This is a genomic window from Pseudomonas solani (genome assembly GCF_026072635.1).
GTDB classification, from domain to species: domain Bacteria; phylum Pseudomonadota; class Gammaproteobacteria; order Pseudomonadales; family Pseudomonadaceae; genus Metapseudomonas; species Metapseudomonas solani.
Genome location: NZ_AP023081.1, coordinates 3,380,062 through 3,397,000, shown reverse-complemented (window position 1 = coordinate 3,397,000; position 16,939 = coordinate 3,380,062). Strand labels below are relative to the sequence as shown.

Annotated in this window: 14 protein-coding genes and 1 pseudogene; 6 read left to right on the top strand and 9 right to left on the bottom strand. The window is 66.4% G+C overall.

The features are described 5' to 3' along the window. Window positions 1-88: 88 nt before the first annotated feature. The 5 genes from bamJ to PSm6_RS15390 form a co-directional block, all read right to left on the bottom strand. Window positions 89-706, bottom strand: a complete 618-nt coding sequence (bamJ, locus tag PSm6_RS15410; protein WP_021219383.1) for a BamJ family beta-barrel-assembly machinery protein — start codon at window positions 704-706, stop codon at window positions 89-91. A gap of 86 nt (window positions 707-792) precedes the next feature. Next, a complete protein-coding gene (locus PSm6_RS15405) occupies window positions 793-1,098 on the bottom strand; it encodes a DUF6482 family protein (RefSeq protein ID WP_043243713.1) in 306 nt (101 codons plus the stop codon). A 130-nt stretch (window positions 1,099-1,228) separates the two neighbouring features. Further along, window positions 1,229-1,723, bottom strand: coding sequence for a TIGR00645 family protein (locus PSm6_RS15400; protein WP_031287650.1), 495 nt, complete (start codon window positions 1,721-1,723; stop codon window positions 1,229-1,231). A gap of 195 nt (window positions 1,724-1,918) precedes the next feature. Further along, entirely contained in the window at window positions 1,919-2,260 is a 342-nt protein-coding gene (locus PSm6_RS15395; RefSeq protein ID WP_021219386.1) for a PA4575 family protein, read from the bottom strand. A gap of 210 nt (window positions 2,261-2,470) precedes the next feature. After that, a complete protein-coding gene (locus PSm6_RS15390; protein WP_043243711.1) occupies window positions 2,471-4,984 on the bottom strand; it encodes a Lon protease family protein in 2,514 nt (837 codons plus the stop codon). A 281-nt stretch (window positions 4,985-5,265) separates the two neighbouring features. Here PSm6_RS15390 and PSm6_RS15385 point away from each other — a divergent pair. Continuing rightward, window positions 5,266-7,054: pseudogene (locus PSm6_RS15385) on the top strand (Lnb N-terminal periplasmic domain-containing protein). On the opposite strand, the gene PSm6_RS15380 reads toward PSm6_RS15385, so the two are convergent. The 4 genes from PSm6_RS15380 to PSm6_RS15365 all read right to left on the bottom strand — a co-directional run bounded on the left by PSm6_RS15380 (window position 7,048) and on the right by PSm6_RS15365 (window position 10,834). Then, window positions 7,048-7,971, bottom strand: a complete 924-nt coding sequence (locus PSm6_RS15380) for an SMI1/KNR4 family protein (protein WP_052351347.1) — start codon at window positions 7,969-7,971, stop codon at window positions 7,048-7,050. The pseudogene PSm6_RS15385 and the gene PSm6_RS15380 sit on opposite strands and share 7 nt — an antisense overlap. Next, a complete protein-coding gene (gene ybiA / locus PSm6_RS15375; protein WP_263400631.1) occupies window positions 7,971-8,531 on the bottom strand; it encodes a riboflavin biosynthesis intermediates N-glycosidase in 561 nt (186 codons plus the stop codon). The genes PSm6_RS15380 and ybiA overlap by 1 nt, the downstream gene beginning before the upstream one ends. A gap of 87 nt (window positions 8,532-8,618) precedes the next feature. Beyond that, window positions 8,619-10,223 carry an RNA repair transcriptional activator RtcR gene (rtcR, locus tag PSm6_RS15370; protein ID WP_021219391.1) on the bottom strand — a complete coding sequence of 535 codons (1,605 nt, stop codon included), beginning with the start codon at window positions 10,221-10,223 and terminating at the stop codon, window positions 8,619-8,621. Window positions 10,224-10,225: 2 nt separating this feature from the next. Further along, window positions 10,226-10,834, bottom strand: coding sequence for a YiiX family permuted papain-like enzyme (locus tag PSm6_RS15365; RefSeq protein ID WP_184488584.1), 609 nt, complete (start codon window positions 10,832-10,834; stop codon window positions 10,226-10,228). Between the two features lie 242 nt (window positions 10,835-11,076). Here PSm6_RS15365 and PSm6_RS15360 point away from each other — a divergent pair, with 242 nt between their 5' ends. From PSm6_RS15360 to PSm6_RS15340, 5 genes are all read left to right on the top strand, one after another. Further along, the gene (locus PSm6_RS15360) at window positions 11,077-12,627 is read left to right on the top strand and encodes a TROVE domain-containing protein (RefSeq protein WP_043243703.1); all 1,551 of its coding nucleotides are present in this window, start codon (window positions 11,077-11,079) and stop codon (window positions 12,625-12,627) included. A 658-nt stretch (window positions 12,628-13,285) separates the two neighbouring features. Further along, window positions 13,286-14,509, top strand: a complete 1,224-nt coding sequence (locus PSm6_RS15355; protein ID WP_043243702.1) for an RtcB family protein — start codon at window positions 13,286-13,288, stop codon at window positions 14,507-14,509. 59 nt (window positions 14,510-14,568) lie between these two features. Beyond that, entirely contained in the window at window positions 14,569-15,147 is a 579-nt protein-coding gene (locus PSm6_RS15350) for a hypothetical protein (RefSeq protein WP_043243700.1), read from the top strand. 21 nt (window positions 15,148-15,168) lie between these two features. Next, the gene (locus PSm6_RS15345) at window positions 15,169-15,966 is read left to right on the top strand and encodes a nucleotidyltransferase domain-containing protein (RefSeq protein WP_043243698.1); all 798 of its coding nucleotides are present in this window, start codon (window positions 15,169-15,171) and stop codon (window positions 15,964-15,966) included. A 29-nt stretch (window positions 15,967-15,995) separates the two neighbouring features. Continuing rightward, window positions 15,996-16,901: a hypothetical protein gene (locus PSm6_RS15340; RefSeq protein ID WP_265167675.1), complete on the top strand. Its 906-nt coding sequence runs from the start codon at window positions 15,996-15,998 to the stop codon at window positions 16,899-16,901. Window positions 16,902-16,939 lie beyond the last annotated feature (38 nt).

Here is a 16,939-nt window from a genome sequence, read left to right as displayed (position 1 = left end):
GCACCAGCCGTGCGAGCGGAGGCAAAGGCGCCTCCACCGGTTCCCGGGCCGTCAGGGACGACGCGCCCGGCAATCACCCCGAGAAGGCTCAGAGGATTTCCAGCAGCTCCACGTCGAACACCAGCACGCTGTGCGGCGGGATGCTGCCAACGCCCTGGGCGCCATAGGCCAACTCGCTGGGCACGTGCAGGCGCCACTTGCTGCCGGCGTTCATCAGTTGCAGGGCCTCGACCCAACCGGCGATCACGCCACCCACCGGGAATTCGGCCGGCTCGCCACGGTTGTAGGAGCTGTCGAACACGGTGCCGTCGATCAGGGTGCCGTGGTAGTGAGTGCGCACGGTGTCTTCGGCGGAAGGCTTGGCGCCCTCGCCCGCGACCAGTACTTCGTACTGCAGGCCGGACGGCAGCTGGGTCACGCCTTCACGCTTGGCGTTCTCCACCAGGTAGGCACGACCTTCGCCAGCGGCGGCATCGGCTTTCTCCTGGGCTTCAGCCTGCATACGCTCGCGGATCACCTTGAAGGCGGCGGACAGGGCATTGCCATCCACACGGCTCTCGATGCCGGCGAAGGCATCGCGCAGGCCGGCGACAACGGCGTCGATGCTCACGCCGGGCGGGGGATTGTCACGGATCTGGTCGCCCAGCTGGCGGCCGATGCCATAGCTGACACGGGTTTCATCGGTGGAAAATTCGAGTTCGGACATGGCCGGGGCTCCGCTCTGGAAAAAAGGTCGGCCAGACTAGCACAGCCCCCCTTCCGCGCCCTATCCCCGCATCGCACCCCGCCCGTTCAGCGGCAGGAGCCCATCGACAGCGGCACCCGCAACGCGCTGCGCCCATCGGGGGCGATGCCGCACATCTCGTCGTGCACCGACGCATGCACCAGATAGAAAGGCAGGCGCGGCAGCTCGTGCAACAGCCCCCGCGCATGCTCCACCGAGCGCAGTTGCATCGCGTGGCCACGGCCATCGTCCAGGGTGTGGCAGCGCCCATCGATATGCGCCTGCAACAGGTAGATGCCCCCTTCCATGGAGATGAGGTCGAGCCCCTCGATATGCCCGGCACGGGCTTCGCTGGAAAGGGTCTGCAGGTTCATGGCGTCACCTCGCGGTCTGTACAGGAAAAAGTTAAATACAGTTTCTGTACAGGATCAAAACCGCCGGGCAGAAACACGACCGCCCGCGAGCAGGACGCTGACGGGCGGTCATGGTGGAGCAGGAAGGCGATCAGTGATCGTGCTTGGTCATCTTGTCCAGGTAACCCATGGCGAACGCCGAGATCACGAAGGTCATGTGCAGGATCACGTACCACATGATCTTGGCGTTATCGATGTTCTGCGCATCCATGAACACTCGCAGCAGGTGGATCGACGAGATCGCCACGATGGACGCGGCCACCTTCATCTTCAGCGAGCCGGAATCCATCTTGCCCAGCCAGCTGAGCTTCTCCTTGCCTTCATCGATATCCAGCTGGGAGACGAAATTCTCGTAGCCCGAGATCATCACCATCACCAGCAGGCCGCCCACCAGCGACATGTCGATCAGCGACAGCAGCACCAGGATCAGTTCGGCTTCGGTTTTCTCGAAAACATGCGGGAGGACGTGATAGACCTCCTGGAAGAACTTCAGCGACAGCGCCAACAGCGCCAGGGACAGGCCGAAGTAGATGGGCGCCAGCAGCCAGCGCGCCGCGTACATCGTGTTTTCCAATAAGCGTTCCATGAAGCCTCGCATCCAGAATCAAAACTGGCGGCGAGTATAACGAGCACATTCCTACAGAAAAACAGGCAAGTAATGCCTCGAAATATCCCCAACAGCTGTGGATAACCCTGTGAACAGTCTTGGGAACGATGGCCCGGAGCAGGCGTAGTCGGGGCTTGTCGGGCGCTGCGCAAAAGCTGCTCAACGCGACGGCCGTCAGGTCTCCGGGCTGAACAGGAAGCTGCCCAGGCTGTGACGCCGCTCGCCGTTCAGCCGGCGCAACTCACCCTGCACATGGATACGCCAGATCATCGGGTCCGCGCATTCGCAGTAGCCCAGCTCGGCCAGGCAAGAGGCAATCGCAGACAGTACCGATTCAGCGACGAAAGGCCCGTGGAATGGGCCCTGCGCCTTGAGCGCGGAGGGCTGCGCCCCGGAGATGCCGGCCGCGCAGATAAGCGTCCAGAGTCCCTTCTCTCCAGCCAGTGGCAGGATCACGCACTCGATGCGCGTAACCAACCCCAGGCATTGACGGGTAAGGCAGAGGTTGCGGGACATAACGGCGTTCCTCGCGTAGACCTGCGGCCAGCCTACACCCGCATGCAACCGTGAGGAAGTGAGGAAACCTTATCCACGCCAGCTGTGGATAAGCCTGTGGATGGAGTGGTGAAAAGTCTGTCGGACCGGCAGCCGCGCTGGGCCGGCCCTTATCGCTCAATGACTGACCAGCCACGACGCCCGCAAGCGCCGTGACCGGTCATCGCCTGGTCAGGCCGGCCCCTGGATCTTGTCCTCGGGCGGGGTCTTCTTGCCGGGCTCCTTCTTCGGTCCCTTGCGCGGAGGCTTGGCCGGCGCCGGCGCTTTCTCCAGCGCGGCGACGGCTTCCTTGGCCGCATCGGGTTTCTCTTCCTCCTCCATGCCCATCTCGGCGATCTCGCGCAGGCGCTCCACCACCCGGGCGTTGACGCTGCCCTTGGGGAAACGGCCCTTGTCGTCCGGGCTGCCCGCCGCCTCGCCCACCAGCAGGCTCAGCGCCTCGTCGGCCTGGCGCACCGCGTAGACATGGAAGCGTCCGGCACGCACCGCCTGCAACACGCGCTCGTCGAGCATCAGGGTGGCGACGTTGGCCTGGGGGATGATCACGCCTTGTTCGCCCGTCAGGCCACGCGCCTCGCAGAGGCGGAAGAAGCCCTCGATCTTCTCGTTGACCCCGCCGACTGCCTGCACCTCGCCGAACTGGTTGATCGAGCCGGTGATGGCGAAGCACTGTTTCAGCGGCGTGCGCGACAGGGCAGAGATCAGGGTGCAGACCTCGCCCAGGGAAGCGCTGTCGCCATCGACGTAGCCGTAGGACTGCTCCAGGGCGATGCTCGCGGAAATCTCCAGCGGGAACTCCTGTGCATAACGGCTGCCCAGGTAACCGGTGAGGATCATCACGCCCTTGGAGTGGATGGGCTGGCCAAGGTTGACCTCGCGCTCGATGTCGACGATGCCCGAGCCGCCCGGGTACACCGTGGCGGAAATCCGGGCGGGAACACCGAAGGCCGAGTCGCCCACCTCCAGCACCGTGAGGCCGTTGCACTTGCCCACCGCCGCGCCATCGGTGTCGATCAAGATGATGCCCGCCAGCATGTCATCGAGGATGCGCGCCGAAACGCGCCCGGTGCGGGTCGCCTTGGATTTCAGCGCACGCTCGATGTGCTCGGCATCGGTCACCTTCTCGCCGGCCAGCTGGCGCACGAAGTCCGCCTCGCTGAGCAGCTGGAACAGGTCGCCAATCTTCGCCGAGAGGCGCTTCTGGTTCTCCGCCAGGCGCGCGCTGTAGGTGGCCAGGCGCGCCACCGCGGCAGCGCTCAACGGCGCCATGCCCTCCTCCGAGGTACGGGTCTTGAGCAGTTGGGCGAACTGTTCGAGGGTCTCTTCAGACAGCGGGATCTCCTCGTCGAAGTCCACCAGCACGCGGAACATCTCCTGGAAGTCCGGATCCAGGTCCTGCAGCGTGTAATACAGCTGGCGCGAACCGATGATCACCACCTTCAGCTGCAGCGGGATCACCTGGGGCGTCAGGGTCACCGTGGCCAGCCGGCCCAACTCGGCCAGGGGCGACTCCATCTTCAGTTGGCGCGAGTGCAGGGCGCGCTTGAGCGCGTCCCAGACGAAGGGCTCGCTCAGCAGCTTCTCCGCCTCCAGCACCAGGAAGCCGCCGTTGGCGCGGTGCAGGGCACCCGGGCGCAACTGCCGGTAGCTGGTATAGAGGGCGCCCTGGTCGGTGCCGTACTCGATGCGGCCGAACAGGTTGTCGTAGGTCGGGTGCGACTCGAACACCACCGGCGCGCCGCCGCTGGCCGGATGGCCCACCACCAGGCTCGGGCAGTACTGCTCCTCGAGCATCTCGCGGCGCTGCAGGTCCGGCTTGTCGTCGAGCATCTGGTCGACCACGGTCTTCAGCAGGTTCACCTGCATGGCCTGCAGGTAGGCGACCACGCCAGCGTTCTCCGCGTACTTCTCGGAGAGCACGCACAGCAGCGGCTGCAGGGCCTGGGTGATGGTCTCGTCGTTGAGCTGGCGCAGTTGGTTGCTGGACTCGCGCTTCCACTGCGGCAGGCTGGCCAGCTCCTCGTTGAGGCGCTCCTCCAGGCTGGAGATATCCTCGTGGAAGCGTTCGCGCTCGGCTTCCGGCAGTTGGGCGAACTCGGCCTCGTCCAGCGCCTTGCCATCCTTCATCGGGGTGAAGGCGATATTGGCACTGTCGCGGTAGAGCGCCACGTCCCTCTCCAGCGCCAGGCGCTCGATCACATCCAGGGCACGGTCGTAACGCTGGTTGAAGGCGCGGTCGATCGCGCTCTTCTTCTGCTGGAACGTGGGCGTCTCGAACACCGCCGGGAAGGTCGCCAGCAGGTTATCCACAAGCTGGCCGATGTCGGTGATGAAGGCGTTCGCCTCACCCGGTGGCAACTGCACGGCGCGGGGCTCGCGCGGCTCCTCGAAGTTGTTGACGTAGACCCAGTCCATCGGCGTTTCCAGGCGCTTGCCTTCAGCCTTGAGGTAGCGCTGCACGAAGGAGAAACGACCGGTACCCGGCTCGCCCATCACATAAACGTTGTAACCCGGGCGCGGCATGGCGACGCCGAACTGCAGGGCTTCCACTGCGCGCTCCTGGCCGAGCACGCCGCGGAAAGGTTCGAGGTCGTCGGTGGTGGCGAAGGCGAACTGCTTGGAGTCGAAGGGGCGGGTGAGCGCATCGGGCGCCAGGCGCAGGGAAGCGGCGAGGGGATCGGGCATCGGAAATCCTTATGGGTGACGCGGAAGCAATGGCCGCATTCTGGCGCCGCCTTCGTCCGCGTTGCAAGGCGTTCCGACCTCAGCGGAGCGCAGCGCGAGGCGCTTCGCAAATGCATCGGAAGGCTTGCGCAATCGTGCATTCTGGCCTTGCTTGACACCCACCCCGGGCATCGCCAAAGCTCGCCCATCCCCTCCCCAGGCGAAAGCGAGCAGTGCAGTTGAAACGGATCTTCTCCCTCCTGGCGCTCTGCACCTGTACACACCTGATGGCGGCCCCCGCCATTCCCCAGCAAACCCTGCAGCGCCTGGCGCAAGACCCCTACTGGATCGCCCTCGGCCATTACGAAACCGGCAAGCTCGGCGGCTGGCGCAGCTACGTCGACGACGAACGCTTCTTCCTCGCCGAAAACGGCGACAGCGACCCCGCCGCCGAACTCGCCGCCACGGTGAACGCCCTCTACCAGGACGCCAGCCTCGGCGATCGCCACCCGCAATGCCTCTACCCGGCGCGCACCCGCTGGCTGCGCGAACGCCTGCAGCTGACCGGGCTGTCGGCGCCGGCCTGCAGCGAATTCGCCAACTGGTACCGCGACATCAACCCCCACAGCACGGTGCTGATCTTCCCTGCGGCCTACCTCAACAGCCCCTCGTCCATGTTCGGCCACACCCTGCTGCGCATCGACCAGCCCGACGTGCAGGAGAACAACTCTGCCCTGCTCAGCTACGCGCTCAACTTCGGTGCCTTCATCGAAGGCGCGGACAACAGCATCCTCTACGCCTGGAAGGGCCTGATGGGGGCTACCCCGGCCTCTTCGCCCTGGTGCCCTACCGCGACAAGCTCAAGGAATACAGCCGCCTGGAAAACCGCGACCTGTGGGAGTACCGACTCAATCTCACCGCCGAGGAAACCGGGCGCATGGTCGAGCACGTGTGGGAGCTGCGCCAGGTGCGCTTCGACTACTTCTTCTTCGACGAGAACTGCTCCTACCGCCTGCTGGAGCTGCTGGAGATCGCCCGCCCCGGCATCGAGCTCACCGAGCAGTTCCCGCTCACCGCCATCCCCACCGACACCGTGCGCGCCATCAAGGACGCCGGGCTGGTGGAGCAGATCGACTACCGCCCCTCGCGGGAAAAGGAACTGATGGCCCGTGCCGCGCCACTGGATGGCGACGAGCAGGACTGGGTCCTGCGCCTGGCGGAAGATGAAGGCCTGCTGGACGACCCGGCCTTCCGCGCCCTGCCCGCCCCGCGCCGCGCGCTGATCCAGGACGCCGCCTTCCGCCTCGAGCGCTACCGCTCCACCGGCGAGGAACGCAGCGGCGCCCGTGCGCAACGCAGCTTCCAGCTGCTGCGGGCGATCAACCAGAACCCGCCGCCCCCGCTGCAGGCCGAACGCCCGGCGCTGCCCGAGGAAGGCCACGAGTCGCGCACCTGGCAACTGGGCGTAGGCAGCCGTGAAGACCGCGCCTACGCCGAGTACGGCCTGCGCATGGCCTACCACGACCTCAACGACAACCTCGCCGGCTTCCCCTCGGTGCGCAGATCGAAATCCTCCAGCTCAAGCTGCGCCAGTACGAGCAGAACCACTGGCAGCTGCAACAACTGGACTTCGCCACCATCCGCTCGCTGACCCCGCGCACCCAGTTGCTGCAGCCCTGGTCCTGGCAGGTGGCCGGCGGCCTGGAACGGGTGCCCGGCAAGGACGGTGACGAAACCCTGGTGAGCCACCTCAACGGCGGCGTGGGCGGCAGCTGGCAACTGGGGGACGACGCCCTCTACTACGCCCTGGCCACCGCCCGGGTGGAGCACAACCCGGATTTCGGCGCCTTCGTCGCCGGGGCCGGCGGCTTCGATACCGGGCTGCTCTGGCGCAACCCCCTGGGCACCCTCAGCCTGGAAGCGGCCGGCGACTACTTCCACAACGGCGAGGTGCGCCGGCGCCTGTCACTCAACCAGCAATGGGAGCTGGGCCCAGACCTGGGCCTGCGCCTCTCCGCCGAGCGCTCCTTCAGCCAGCTCGGCGGCAATGACAACGAAGTGATGCTGCAGCTGCGCTGGTACCACTACTGATCGAGGTAGCGCTCGGCGATGCCGCGTCCAGCGAACCAGGCCACCACGGCCTCGCGCTTGAGCAGGCGGGCGTATACCGGCGCATTCGCCCCACCGCGGATCAGCTGCCCGAGGTCCACACCCGCATCGGCCAGACGCGTCAGCAGTGCTTCGTCACCGGCCTCCACGGCGTGTTCCAGAGCGAGGCGCTGCAAGGCCGGCGCGGCCAGTAGCCGGCCGTCCTCCAGCGCACCGCGCCAGTCCTGCACCTGGGCGCTCATCCCAGCCCGCAGCCGCTGCGCCAACCCGGCATCCTCGGCGGCCAGCGGGTCCAGCGCCTCGTCCAGCTCCAGGCCGGTACCGTCGGCGCCCTCGGCAAAGGGGTCGCTGTAATACACCAGTTGGGCGAACAGCCCTTCCAGATCGTCCGCCACCCGGGCGAAGGAATCCTCGTGCAGGCGCATGGGCCAGGCCGGCGGCAGCCCCTTGCTCCAGGCATAGACAGCGCCGAAATTGTCACCCGGCTCGATGCGGACATAGATGCGCTCCAGGTACTCGAAGCCGCCCACGGGCAGGAACGCCAGGCGCCCATCCCACTCACGGCCGTCGTCCTCGGCGAACTCCCGAGCGCCCTCCTCCTCGTGCTCGACCCAGCCCCACAGGTCGTGGTAGCCGTCACTGCCGGGGAAGAACAGCTCGCTCAGGGAGAAGGGATGCAGATGGCCCTGGTAGTCCACCTGGACGTCGTAATCGAGGCGGCCACCGAAGGCGACACGCCACAGCCGCACCAGGGTCGGCGGCAGCGGGCGCCCCAGGCGCTGCTCCACCTCGGCCAGCTCGGCATCGGTGATCGGCGGCCGGGCCTCGTGAATGATGCGCCCGGCGAAAGGCACCAATCCGTGCCGGCGCAGGCGTTGCAGTTCGTCGTCGGTGAACATCAGGCCTGCCCTCCCAATCGCTCACGCACCTGCATCAAGGCGAAGCCCAGCAGGTTGAGGCCACGCCAGGTGGCAGGCTCACGCGCCGCCGCGTCCGCCTCGGCCAGGCCGATGCCCCAGACCGGGTCCACCGGGCTGGCCTCCACCAGCACCTTGGTGCCGGTGCCCAGCAGCACCCGTTGCATGTCGGGGTTCTGCTCGAACTTGCCGAGATTGCCCTCTACCACCAGGTCGAAGCTGTGGGTCCGCCAGCGGGCGTCATCGAAACCACGGACCTCGCGACCGAGCGCCTTGGCATCGGCCGGCGTACGGGCGGCGAGGATGCGCTCCAGCGCCTGCTCATCCCCGAACAGGCGTGCCTTGCCGGCCATCATCCAGTGCTCGGCGGTGGCGTAGCGCACGCCATCCAGGGTGAAGGGCGACTTGAACCACTGGCTGAAACAGGCCTTGCCCAGCGGCGCGCCGGGGGCGCTGCTGTGGCCCCAGAAGTACAGGTAATCGAAGGATTCTCCCGCCGCGCAGCGCTCGCGCAGTTGCTCGACGGAGTGAGGGAGGTTCATGGGCGGTCCTTGCTCGGCCTGTTCGAAAGGCGCACAGGATAGCCGAGCCCGGCGGCCTGGGCTGCCACCCGGCTCACGCCACGGCCGCTACCCGGCGGCCAGGTCCTTCCACTCCAGGCCGAACCGCGCCAGGTACTTGCGCAGCCGGTCGGCATCATTGGGCTGCGCCTTGGCCTGGCGCGAGACGTCATAGAGCAGCCGCCCCGCCTCGGACAGGCTGCTCGCCTCGCGGCACACCGCGACCACCGCCGCCAGCTGCAGGCGGTCGAAGCGGTCCAGCTCCACCACCCGCTCGCCGAGCAGCGCCGCCAGGCCATCATCCGCCTGCCCCTGGGCGCCCCAGGCGTAGCGCAGGCGGTCGATCTCCTCCTGCACCAACACCTCGTCGATGCGGCCGCTGTCGGCCAGGGTCGCCATGCGCGTGATCGAGGCCGACAGCTCGCGGAAGTTGCCCGCCCAGCGCGCTTCCCCCGAACAGGCGAAGGCCAGGTAGCGGCGCCGCGCCTCGACGTTGAAGCGCACCATGCGCCCCTGCTCGCGGGCGTGGCGTTCCAGTTCGAAATCGATGTTCGGCTCGATGTCCTCGCGGCGCCCGGCCAGGCCCGGCAGTTCGAAGGTCCAGAGGTTGATACGGGCATAGAGGTCTTCGCGGAACAGCCCCTCGGTCACCCGCGTGCGCAGGTCGCGGTGGGTGCCGGCGATCAGCAGGAAATCGCTTTCCACCTCACGGTCCGAGCCCATGGGGAAGAAGCGCTTCTCCTCGATGGCCTTGAGCAACATGGCCTGCTCGTCGAGGCCCAGCTCGCCGATCTCGTCGAGGAACAGCATGCCGCCGTCCGCCGCGCGCAGCAGGCCATCGCGGGCGTTCTGCGCGCCGGTGAAGGCGCCCTTGATATGGCCGAACAGCGCCGACATCGCGCCGTCGCCGCGCAGGGTCGCGCAGTTCACCTCGACGAAGCGGCCCTTGATCTGGTGGCGCGCATCCTTCAGCTCGAAGATGCGCCGCGCCAGGAACGACTTGCCCGCCCCGGTCGGCCCCACCAGCAGCATGGGCGCGCGGGAACGCAGCGCCACCCGCTCGATCTGCTCGATGCTGCGGTTGAACGCCGCGTTGCGCGTGGCGATGCCGGACTTCAGCAGCGCCAGGCTCTCCAGCATCTCGCGCTGAAAGCGCGAGGCGATATGGTCGTAGCGCGACAGGTCGAGGTCGATCAGCGAGTGGGTACCGATGGCGTGGCGATCCTCGTCGCGGCGGCGGGCCGGCGAGGTCTGCACCAGGCGCGCCGGCAGGTAACGCGCCTCGGTGAGCAGGAACCAGCAGATCTGCGCTACGTGGGTCCCGGTGGTGATGTGCACCAGGTAGTCCTCGCGCTCGGTATCGAAGCGGTAGGCACTGGCGAAGTCGTGCAGCGCCGCATACACCTCCTCGAAGTCCCAGGGGTTGTGCAGCGGCATCTCGTGCAGCACCACCTCGGTCTGCGGCGACACCTGCTCCACATCGCCCTTGATGCGCTGGGCCAGCCCTAGGTCGCGGGCATCGCTGCCGTGGATCAGCTCCAGGCGGTCCAGCAGCAGATCCGGCTGCTGGCACAGGCCGACGCTGGGGCGCCACTTGTTCCAGCGCTCGGCGCCCTTGCCCATGCGGTCCAGGGTGGCGCCGATAAAGCCGATGGCGACGGTCTTGCGCGCCATGCTCAGTGCTGCGCCACGGTGATCAGCAGGGGCGACTCGAAGATCGCCACCGGCGATACCACGGTCTCGTCCAGCGGGATGGCCTGGCCGTAGCGCTCGCGCATCTTCGCCTTTACCACCGGCGAACTCAGGTCGAAATCGCGGATGCGCTGCAGCTCGCCCAGGCGCAGGCCGAGGCTGCGCTCGTAGAGCTTCCACACCAGCTCCGAGCAATACAGGCGCTGGTCATTCCACTCGAAGGCCAGGTCATAGCGACGCCCGCGCATGCCCTCCGCCAACTGGCGCATCTGCACCAGCACGTCAGGGGTCAGCAGCTCATCGGCACGGGCCAGCCGCTTGATCACGTAGTGCCCACCCTCGCCCCGGGCGATCCAGTGCTGCAGCGGCACGTACTGCACCTTCGCCCCCGCCTCGAACACCTGCAGCGTGCCGTTGCGCGCCAGCACCAGCCCCATGTGGCTGTAGCGCGAGTGGGTGGCCTGCTGCACCGCCAGGCTCTGCGCCGAGCGCGATTGGTGGAAGATGATGTCGCCCTCGTGCACCTCGGGCAGCGGCACCGCCTGGGCCAGGCCGGCAAACAGGCTGAAGACGAGAAAAAGTGAAAAGCGCATTGGCATGTCCTTGTCGAGGGCGCGTCAGTGACGGCGATTTTATCCAAAAAGATAAATCCGTATATCAAAGAATATGAATATCCATGACGACTGCCGCCATGGAGATCCTTGGATTCAGCGGGCATAAAAATTAAATACTTATAAATCAATGAGTTAAAAATTAATTCGACCCACGAAAACGAAACTGGCACGCCGCTCGCTATATCCCTGTCAACGAAAGGACAACAGAGCGAGACGCCACCATGGCCAACACCGCACTCTTCAACACCCAGGCAGCAGGCCTGCCGCAGGTGGATGCACTGAACCACAGCCAGGCCGGCGCCTACGCCCTGCAGCCGAAGCACAAGCTGGCGCAACTGGCGATGACCGGTTGCCTGAACCAGACCTTCTACGCCGACGCTCCCGAGCAACTGGCCGAGGTCCTGGCCCTGGTGGCTCAACTGGACGCGGCCTTCGTGGCCAAGACCGCCGTGTACGCCCGTCGTGCCGGCCACATGAAGGACATGCCGGCCCTGCTGGTGGCCGCTCTGGCGGCGCAACGCTCCTCCCTGCTGCCGGCAGTTTTCGGCCAGGTGGTGGATAACGGCAAGATGCTGCGCAACGTCGTGCAGATCCTGCGCAGCGGTGTGACCGGCCGTAAATCGCTCGGTTCACAACCCAAGCGACTGGTACAGGAGTGGCTGAACACCGCCAGCGAGCGACAACTGCTGCAAACCGCGATCGGCAACCAACCGTCCCTGGCGGACGTGCTGAAGATGGTTCACCCGAAACCGAGCGAAGCCTGGCGTGAAGCCTTCTTCGCCTGGGTACTCGGCAAGCCGGCGGACGCCGACGCGCTGCCGCCGCTGACCCGCGCCCTGCTGGCTTACCGCAGCGGCGCCAGCGACGAGCTGCCGGACGTGCCCTTCCAATTGCTGGGTGACCGTCAGCTGAGCGCTGAACAGTGGCTGGTACAGGCACAGCGAATGGGCTGGCAGGCACTGCGGATGAACCTCAACACCCTGGCACGCCACGGTGTGTTCCAGTTGCGCGGCGCGGCCTACACGGTTGCCGCGCGGCTGGCGGACCGGGAAGCGGTGGCCAAGGCACGGGTCTACCCGTACCAGTTGCTGACTGCCTACAAGATGGCCGGCAGCGAAGTACCGGAGCCGGTGCGCGAGGCGCTGCAGGACGCGCTGGAAATGTCGCTGGCCAATGTGCCGGCGCTGCGGGGCAACGTGGTGGTGTGCCCGGACGTGTCCGGCTCCATGCAGAGCCCGGCCACCGGCTACCGCCCGGGCGCCACCAGCACCGTGCGCTGCATCGACGTGGCGGCGCTGATGGCCGCAGCGGTACTGCGCAAGCAGCCGATGGCGCGAGTGATGCCGTTCGAGAACCACGTGGTGAACGTGCGACTCAACCCGCGTGACAGCGTGATGAGCAACGCGCAGAAGCTGGCCTCGATCGGCGGCGGTGGTACCAACTGCTCGGCACCGCTGGCGCAGCTGGTGAAGGAGAAGGCCAAGGTGGATACGCTGATCCTGGTTTCCGACAACGAATCCTGGATCGACGCCAAGCGTCGCGGCGCCACCGAAACCATGCTCCAGTGGCAGCAGCTGAAGCGGCTGAACCCGAAGGCGAAGATGGTCTGCATCGACATCCAGCCCTACGGCACCACCCAGGCGCAGGAGAGGGCTGACATCCTCAACGTCGGCGGTTTCGGCGATGCGGTATTCGATGTGGTCGCCCAGTTCGCCAGCGGCGAATACGGCGCGCGGCACTGGGTCGAGCTGATCGAGGCGACCGAGCTGTAGCGAAAAGATGAAGGGCCCCGCAATGGGGCGGGGCCCGCAACGAGTTGAAGCGCGAGACGGCGAATGCAGCCGGGACTACATCACCGATGTCCCTGCACACCTTTGTCACCGTAGCGCGCGGCACGAATGCAGGTGGCTGTACATCGGTTGAGCCGGTTCGATTCCGGCCCGCGGCAACGCGGAACAGTCGCCTTCCATTGTCGTGCCACCTTGAGTTTTGCGACGAATGCCGGTGGAACTACACCCTTCCACGGTCGAGATGCGGGTTCGAATCCCGTCGGCTCCAATACTGCGGGGCCGTAGTTCAACGGTAGAACACGAAAACGTTTCACCACCTTTTGTCGTCGCACCTGTTTCACCACGGCCCGCATGGGCCGGCAGCGAATGCAGCGGACATTACATTGGTCGCGGGTTCGAACCCCGCCCCGGCAACGGGTAGCTCAGTGGGTAGAGCAGTCTCATGTCCGCGTCACCTCGTCGCTGCACCAGGGCCATCGAATGGCCAAAGGATCGACCCGGCGAATGCCGGTGGAACTACAGGACGTCGTGGTTGCGGGTTCGACTCCCGCCGGCTCTTCGGGGCCGTAGCTCAACGGATAGAGCGCGATGCACGTTTCACCTCAGTTGTCGCCGTTTTGAAATTGAAAGGAACGAGAACATGGAAAAGCACTACAACCTGCTGGAAGTCGCCAACGGCAAACCGATCAAGCTCTGGACCCAGGGCGTACCGGTGGAGGACGACGCGCGCAAGCAGCTGATGAACACCGCGCAGATGCCCTTCATCTTCAAGCACCTGGCCGTGATGCCGGACGTGCACCTGGGTAAGGGGTCGACCATCGGCAGCGTGATCCCCACCGTCGGCGCCATCATCCCGGCCGCCGTGGGCGTGGACATCGGTTGCGGAATGATCGCCGCGCGCACCTCGCTGACCGCCTCCGACCTGCCGGATAACCTGGCCGGCCTGCGAAGCGCCATCGAAAGAGCCGTGCCCCACGGGCGTAGCGTTTCCCGCGGTGGCCGAGACAAAGGCGCCTGGGAAGACGTGCCGGAGCTGGCGGACCACGCCTGGTCGGCCCTGGCCGGGCGCTTCAAGGTGATCACCGATAAGTACCCGCGCCTGGAGAAGACCAACAACCGCAAGCACCTGGGAACCCTGGGAACCGGTAACCACTTCATCGAGGTCTGCCTGGACGAAGCACAGCGCGTCTGGTTCATGCTCCACAGCGGATCGCGCGGCGTAGGTAACGCCATCGGCAACCTGTTCATCGAACTGGCCCAGGCCGATATGCGCCAGCACATCGCCAACCTGCCGGACCGCGACCTGGCCTACTTCGAAGAAGGCAGCGAGCACTTCGACGACTACGTGGAAGCCGTGAGCTGGGCCCAGGACTTCGCCAAGCAGAACCGAGCGATGATGATGCATGCCGTGATCGCTGCAGCACGCCAGGTGATCACCAAGCCCTTCGAGGCCAACCTGGAGGCAGTGAACTGCCACCACAACTACGTGCAGAAGGAGCAGCACTTCGGCCAGGAGGTCCTGGTAACCCGCAAAGGTGCGGTATCGGCGCAGAAGGGCCAGCTGGGGATCATCCCGGGCTCCATGGGCGCGCGCAGCTTCATCGTGCGCGGCCTGGGTAACGAGGAGGCGTTTTGCTCCTGCAGCCACGGTGCCGGTCGCACCATGAGCCGTACCAAGGCGAAGAAACTGTTCACCGTGGAAGACCAGATCCGCGCCACCGCCCATGTGGAATGCCGCAAGGACGAAGACGTGATCGACGAAATCCCCATGGCCTACAAGGATATCGACGCCGTGATGCATGCCCAGCGCGAGCTGGTGGAAGTGGTGCATACCCTGCGCCAGGTGGTGTGCGTAAAAGGTTGAAAAGCTATCTGCGCTGACTGCCTCGCCAACGTTTTTCAACATTCATGAAGGGGCGACTCATGCTGCAGAAACTGGAAAACCGCCGGGTGACGGAGCTCCAGGCCCGCCTCGACGAAGCCGGCAGCGTCTTCGACTTCGTCGTGCTGGGCCTGGATGCCACCGCCCGCCCCGGCGAGGCCGAGCACAAGGATGCGCTGCGGGTGCTGTTCGAAGGCATTCGCGAACGCTCCCAGGCATGGCGCCGCAAGCTGCTGGAAGAACACCCGCAGTACGCCAATAAACCCTGGCCGGAGCTGATCCCCGACCTGGACCGGGCCCGCCCGCAGGCCCTGGATGCCGCGCGCATCGAGGACCTGGCGCGGGACGATGGGCCGCTGTACCGGGCCCTGGTCGGCCCGCCCTATGGCAGCACGCTGCAGGTGGAGGATTTCCGCGAATGGCGCGAGGTCCTGCGGCTGCATGCCGGCGAAGGGCTGCAGGTGCTGGACTGGGTGGGCAACGCCGACGACGAACCCCAGCGCAGCGCCTGGAGCAGCTACTTCGATGACGGCAAGGAATGGTGGGGCATCTGGTGCCTCACCCTGTACAACCCGAGACGACGAACACTCAGCGCGCTGGCCGCCAGCGCCACCGATTGAAGCAGTAAAGGAACCAACGAAATGACCAGCGACCACCGCCATCCCCTCCCCGCCGCCATGCGCGAGCGGGTGCTGGAGGAACTGCACCGGGTCGAACGCGAGCGCAACGTCACCGTGCTCTACGCCTGCGAATCCGGCAGCCGCGCCTGGGGCTTCGCCTCCAGCGACAGCGACTACGACGTGCGCTTCGTCTACGTCGAGCAACCCGACTGGTACCTGCAGGTGCGTGAGCCGCGCGACGTGATCGAGCGCCCGCTGGACGACGAGCTGGACGTCAGCGGCTGGGAACTGCGCAAGGCCCTGCGCCTGCTGCGCAACTCCAACCCCACGCTGCTGGAATGGCTCGACTCGCCTCTGGTGTACCGCCAGGACGAGGCCGCCAGCGCACGCCTGCGTGAACTGGCCGAAGCCTTCTGGTCGCCCCGTGCCGTGCGTCACCACTACCTGTCCATGGCCAAGAAGAACTTCCGGGGCTATCTGCAAGACGAGACCGTGCGTTTCAAGAAGTACCTCTACGTCCTGCGCCCGCTCCTGGCGGTACGCTGGCTCGACCAAGGCCGCGGCCGCCCGCCGATGCCCTTCGAGGACCTGCTGGTGACCCTGGATGACGCTGCACTGCTGGAGGAAATACACGCGCTGCTGCAACTCAAGCGTGCGGGGACCGAAGCCACCTACGGCCCTCGCCGCGAGGTGTTGCACGCCTTCATCGAAACCCAGCTGGCCAGCGCCGGTGAAGCGCCACAGCTGCCACGGGGCGAGGGCGATGACGCCCTGCTGGATGAATTCATGCGCCACTGCGTGCGGACCCACGCCGCCTGACGCCAACGAGTAAAGGGAGAACACGGGAAATGGACTTCAAACTGCTTATCACCCTGCCGGCGCTCCTCGGCCTGGCCGCCCAGGAGCGCCAGCGGCTGGAAACCGTCGCCCTGGACGCTACAACGGCCTTCGAACTGTCGCTGCCCGCCTGCACCCAGGCGCCCTGCCCCTTCGAGCTGCGCCTGTTGCGTGGCGGCCAGCCGGTGGGCGCCCCGGCGGCGCTGGCCTGGTCGGCGACGGCTGCACCGGCCCAGCCAGCGGAGCCCGATCCCCTGTACGGCACCAGTACGCCCCTGGCGAGCGCTTCGGCCCAACCAAGGGTGTGGATAACCGGCGAGGAGGAAGGGCAGGTCAGCGCTTCGGCACGCCCGCTGCCGCTGGCGGATGGCGAGCCGGCGCTGCTGGTCACCCAGATGGCAGGCTTCGAGCATCCCAAGCGCCGCCACGCCCTCTACCTGGCAACGGCCCAGGGCCCGCGCCTGGCCTGGTCCCACGACGAAGCCCCGGGGCCGAACCAGAGTTGGGTGCTGGCCGCCACCGGTGAAAATCCGGTGCTGCTGGTGCGCTACCACGCCACGGAGAACAACGCGCCAGACCGCCTGGAAACCCGCAACCTGAAGTGGAATGGCGACCACTCGGCCCTGGCCGAAGCCGCCACTCCGCCGCCAGCGCCGCTGCTCGCGGTAATCGCCGAGCGCCACGCCAGCATCACCGCTGCCCATGCCTCACGCACCCGGCAGCCCGAGTGCCTGGGGCCCTATGCGGTCATCGACACCGGCACCCCGGGCACTACCCGCTACGCCCTGATGCAGGTGGCGGAAAGCACCTCCCAGGCCCAGGCGGAAACCACCCGCCTGGGCCACTGCGCAGCGACCCTGCGCCCACAGAGCGTGCCACTGGCACCGCTATTGAATACACCCGCCCCGACGCCATAAGCCGGCGGGACAGGGATTGGGCCTGATCCCCATCCAAG

Bases quoted from the DNA above. Each gene is read 5' to 3' on its own strand.
- PSm6_RS15350 (WP_043243700.1), top strand. From the start codon at position 14,569: ATGCTGCAGAAACTGGAAAACCGCCGGGTGACGGAGCTCCAGGCCCGC.
- PSm6_RS15400 (WP_031287650.1), bottom strand. From the start codon at position 1,723: ATGGAACGCTTATTGGAAAACACGATGTACGCGGCGCGCTGGCTGCTG.
- PSm6_RS15390 (WP_043243711.1), bottom strand. From the start codon at position 4,984: ATGCCCGATCCCCTCGCCGCTTCCCTGCGCCTGGCGCCCGATGCGCTC.
- PSm6_RS15345 (WP_043243698.1), top strand. From the start codon at position 15,169: ATGACCAGCGACCACCGCCATCCCCTCCCCGCCGCCATGCGCGAGCGG.
- PSm6_RS15380 (WP_052351347.1), bottom strand. From the start codon at position 7,971: ATGTTCACCGACGACGAACTGCAACGCCTGCGCCGGCACGGATTGGTG.
- PSm6_RS15365 (WP_184488584.1), bottom strand. From the start codon at position 10,834: ATGCGCTTTTCACTTTTTCTCGTCTTCAGCCTGTTTGCCGGCCTGGCC.
- PSm6_RS15395 (WP_021219386.1), bottom strand. From the start codon at position 2,260: ATGTCCCGCAACCTCTGCCTTACCCGTCAATGCCTGGGGTTGGTTACG.
- rtcR (WP_021219391.1), bottom strand. From the start codon at position 10,223: ATGGCGCGCAAGACCGTCGCCATCGGCTTTATCGGCGCCACCCTGGAC.
- PSm6_RS15405 (WP_043243713.1), bottom strand. From the start codon at position 1,098: ATGAACCTGCAGACCCTTTCCAGCGAAGCCCGTGCCGGGCATATCGAG.
- PSm6_RS15355 (WP_043243702.1), top strand. From the start codon at position 13,286: ATGGAAAAGCACTACAACCTGCTGGAAGTCGCCAACGGCAAACCGATC.
- PSm6_RS15340 (WP_265167675.1), top strand. From the start codon at position 15,996: ATGGACTTCAAACTGCTTATCACCCTGCCGGCGCTCCTCGGCCTGGCC.
- PSm6_RS15360 (WP_043243703.1), top strand. From the start codon at position 11,077: ATGGCCAACACCGCACTCTTCAACACCCAGGCAGCAGGCCTGCCGCAG.
- ybiA (WP_263400631.1), bottom strand. From the start codon at position 8,531: ATGAACCTCCCTCACTCCGTCGAGCAACTGCGCGAGCGCTGCGCGGCG.
- bamJ (WP_021219383.1), bottom strand. From the start codon at position 706: ATGTCCGAACTCGAATTTTCCACCGATGAAACCCGTGTCAGCTATGGC.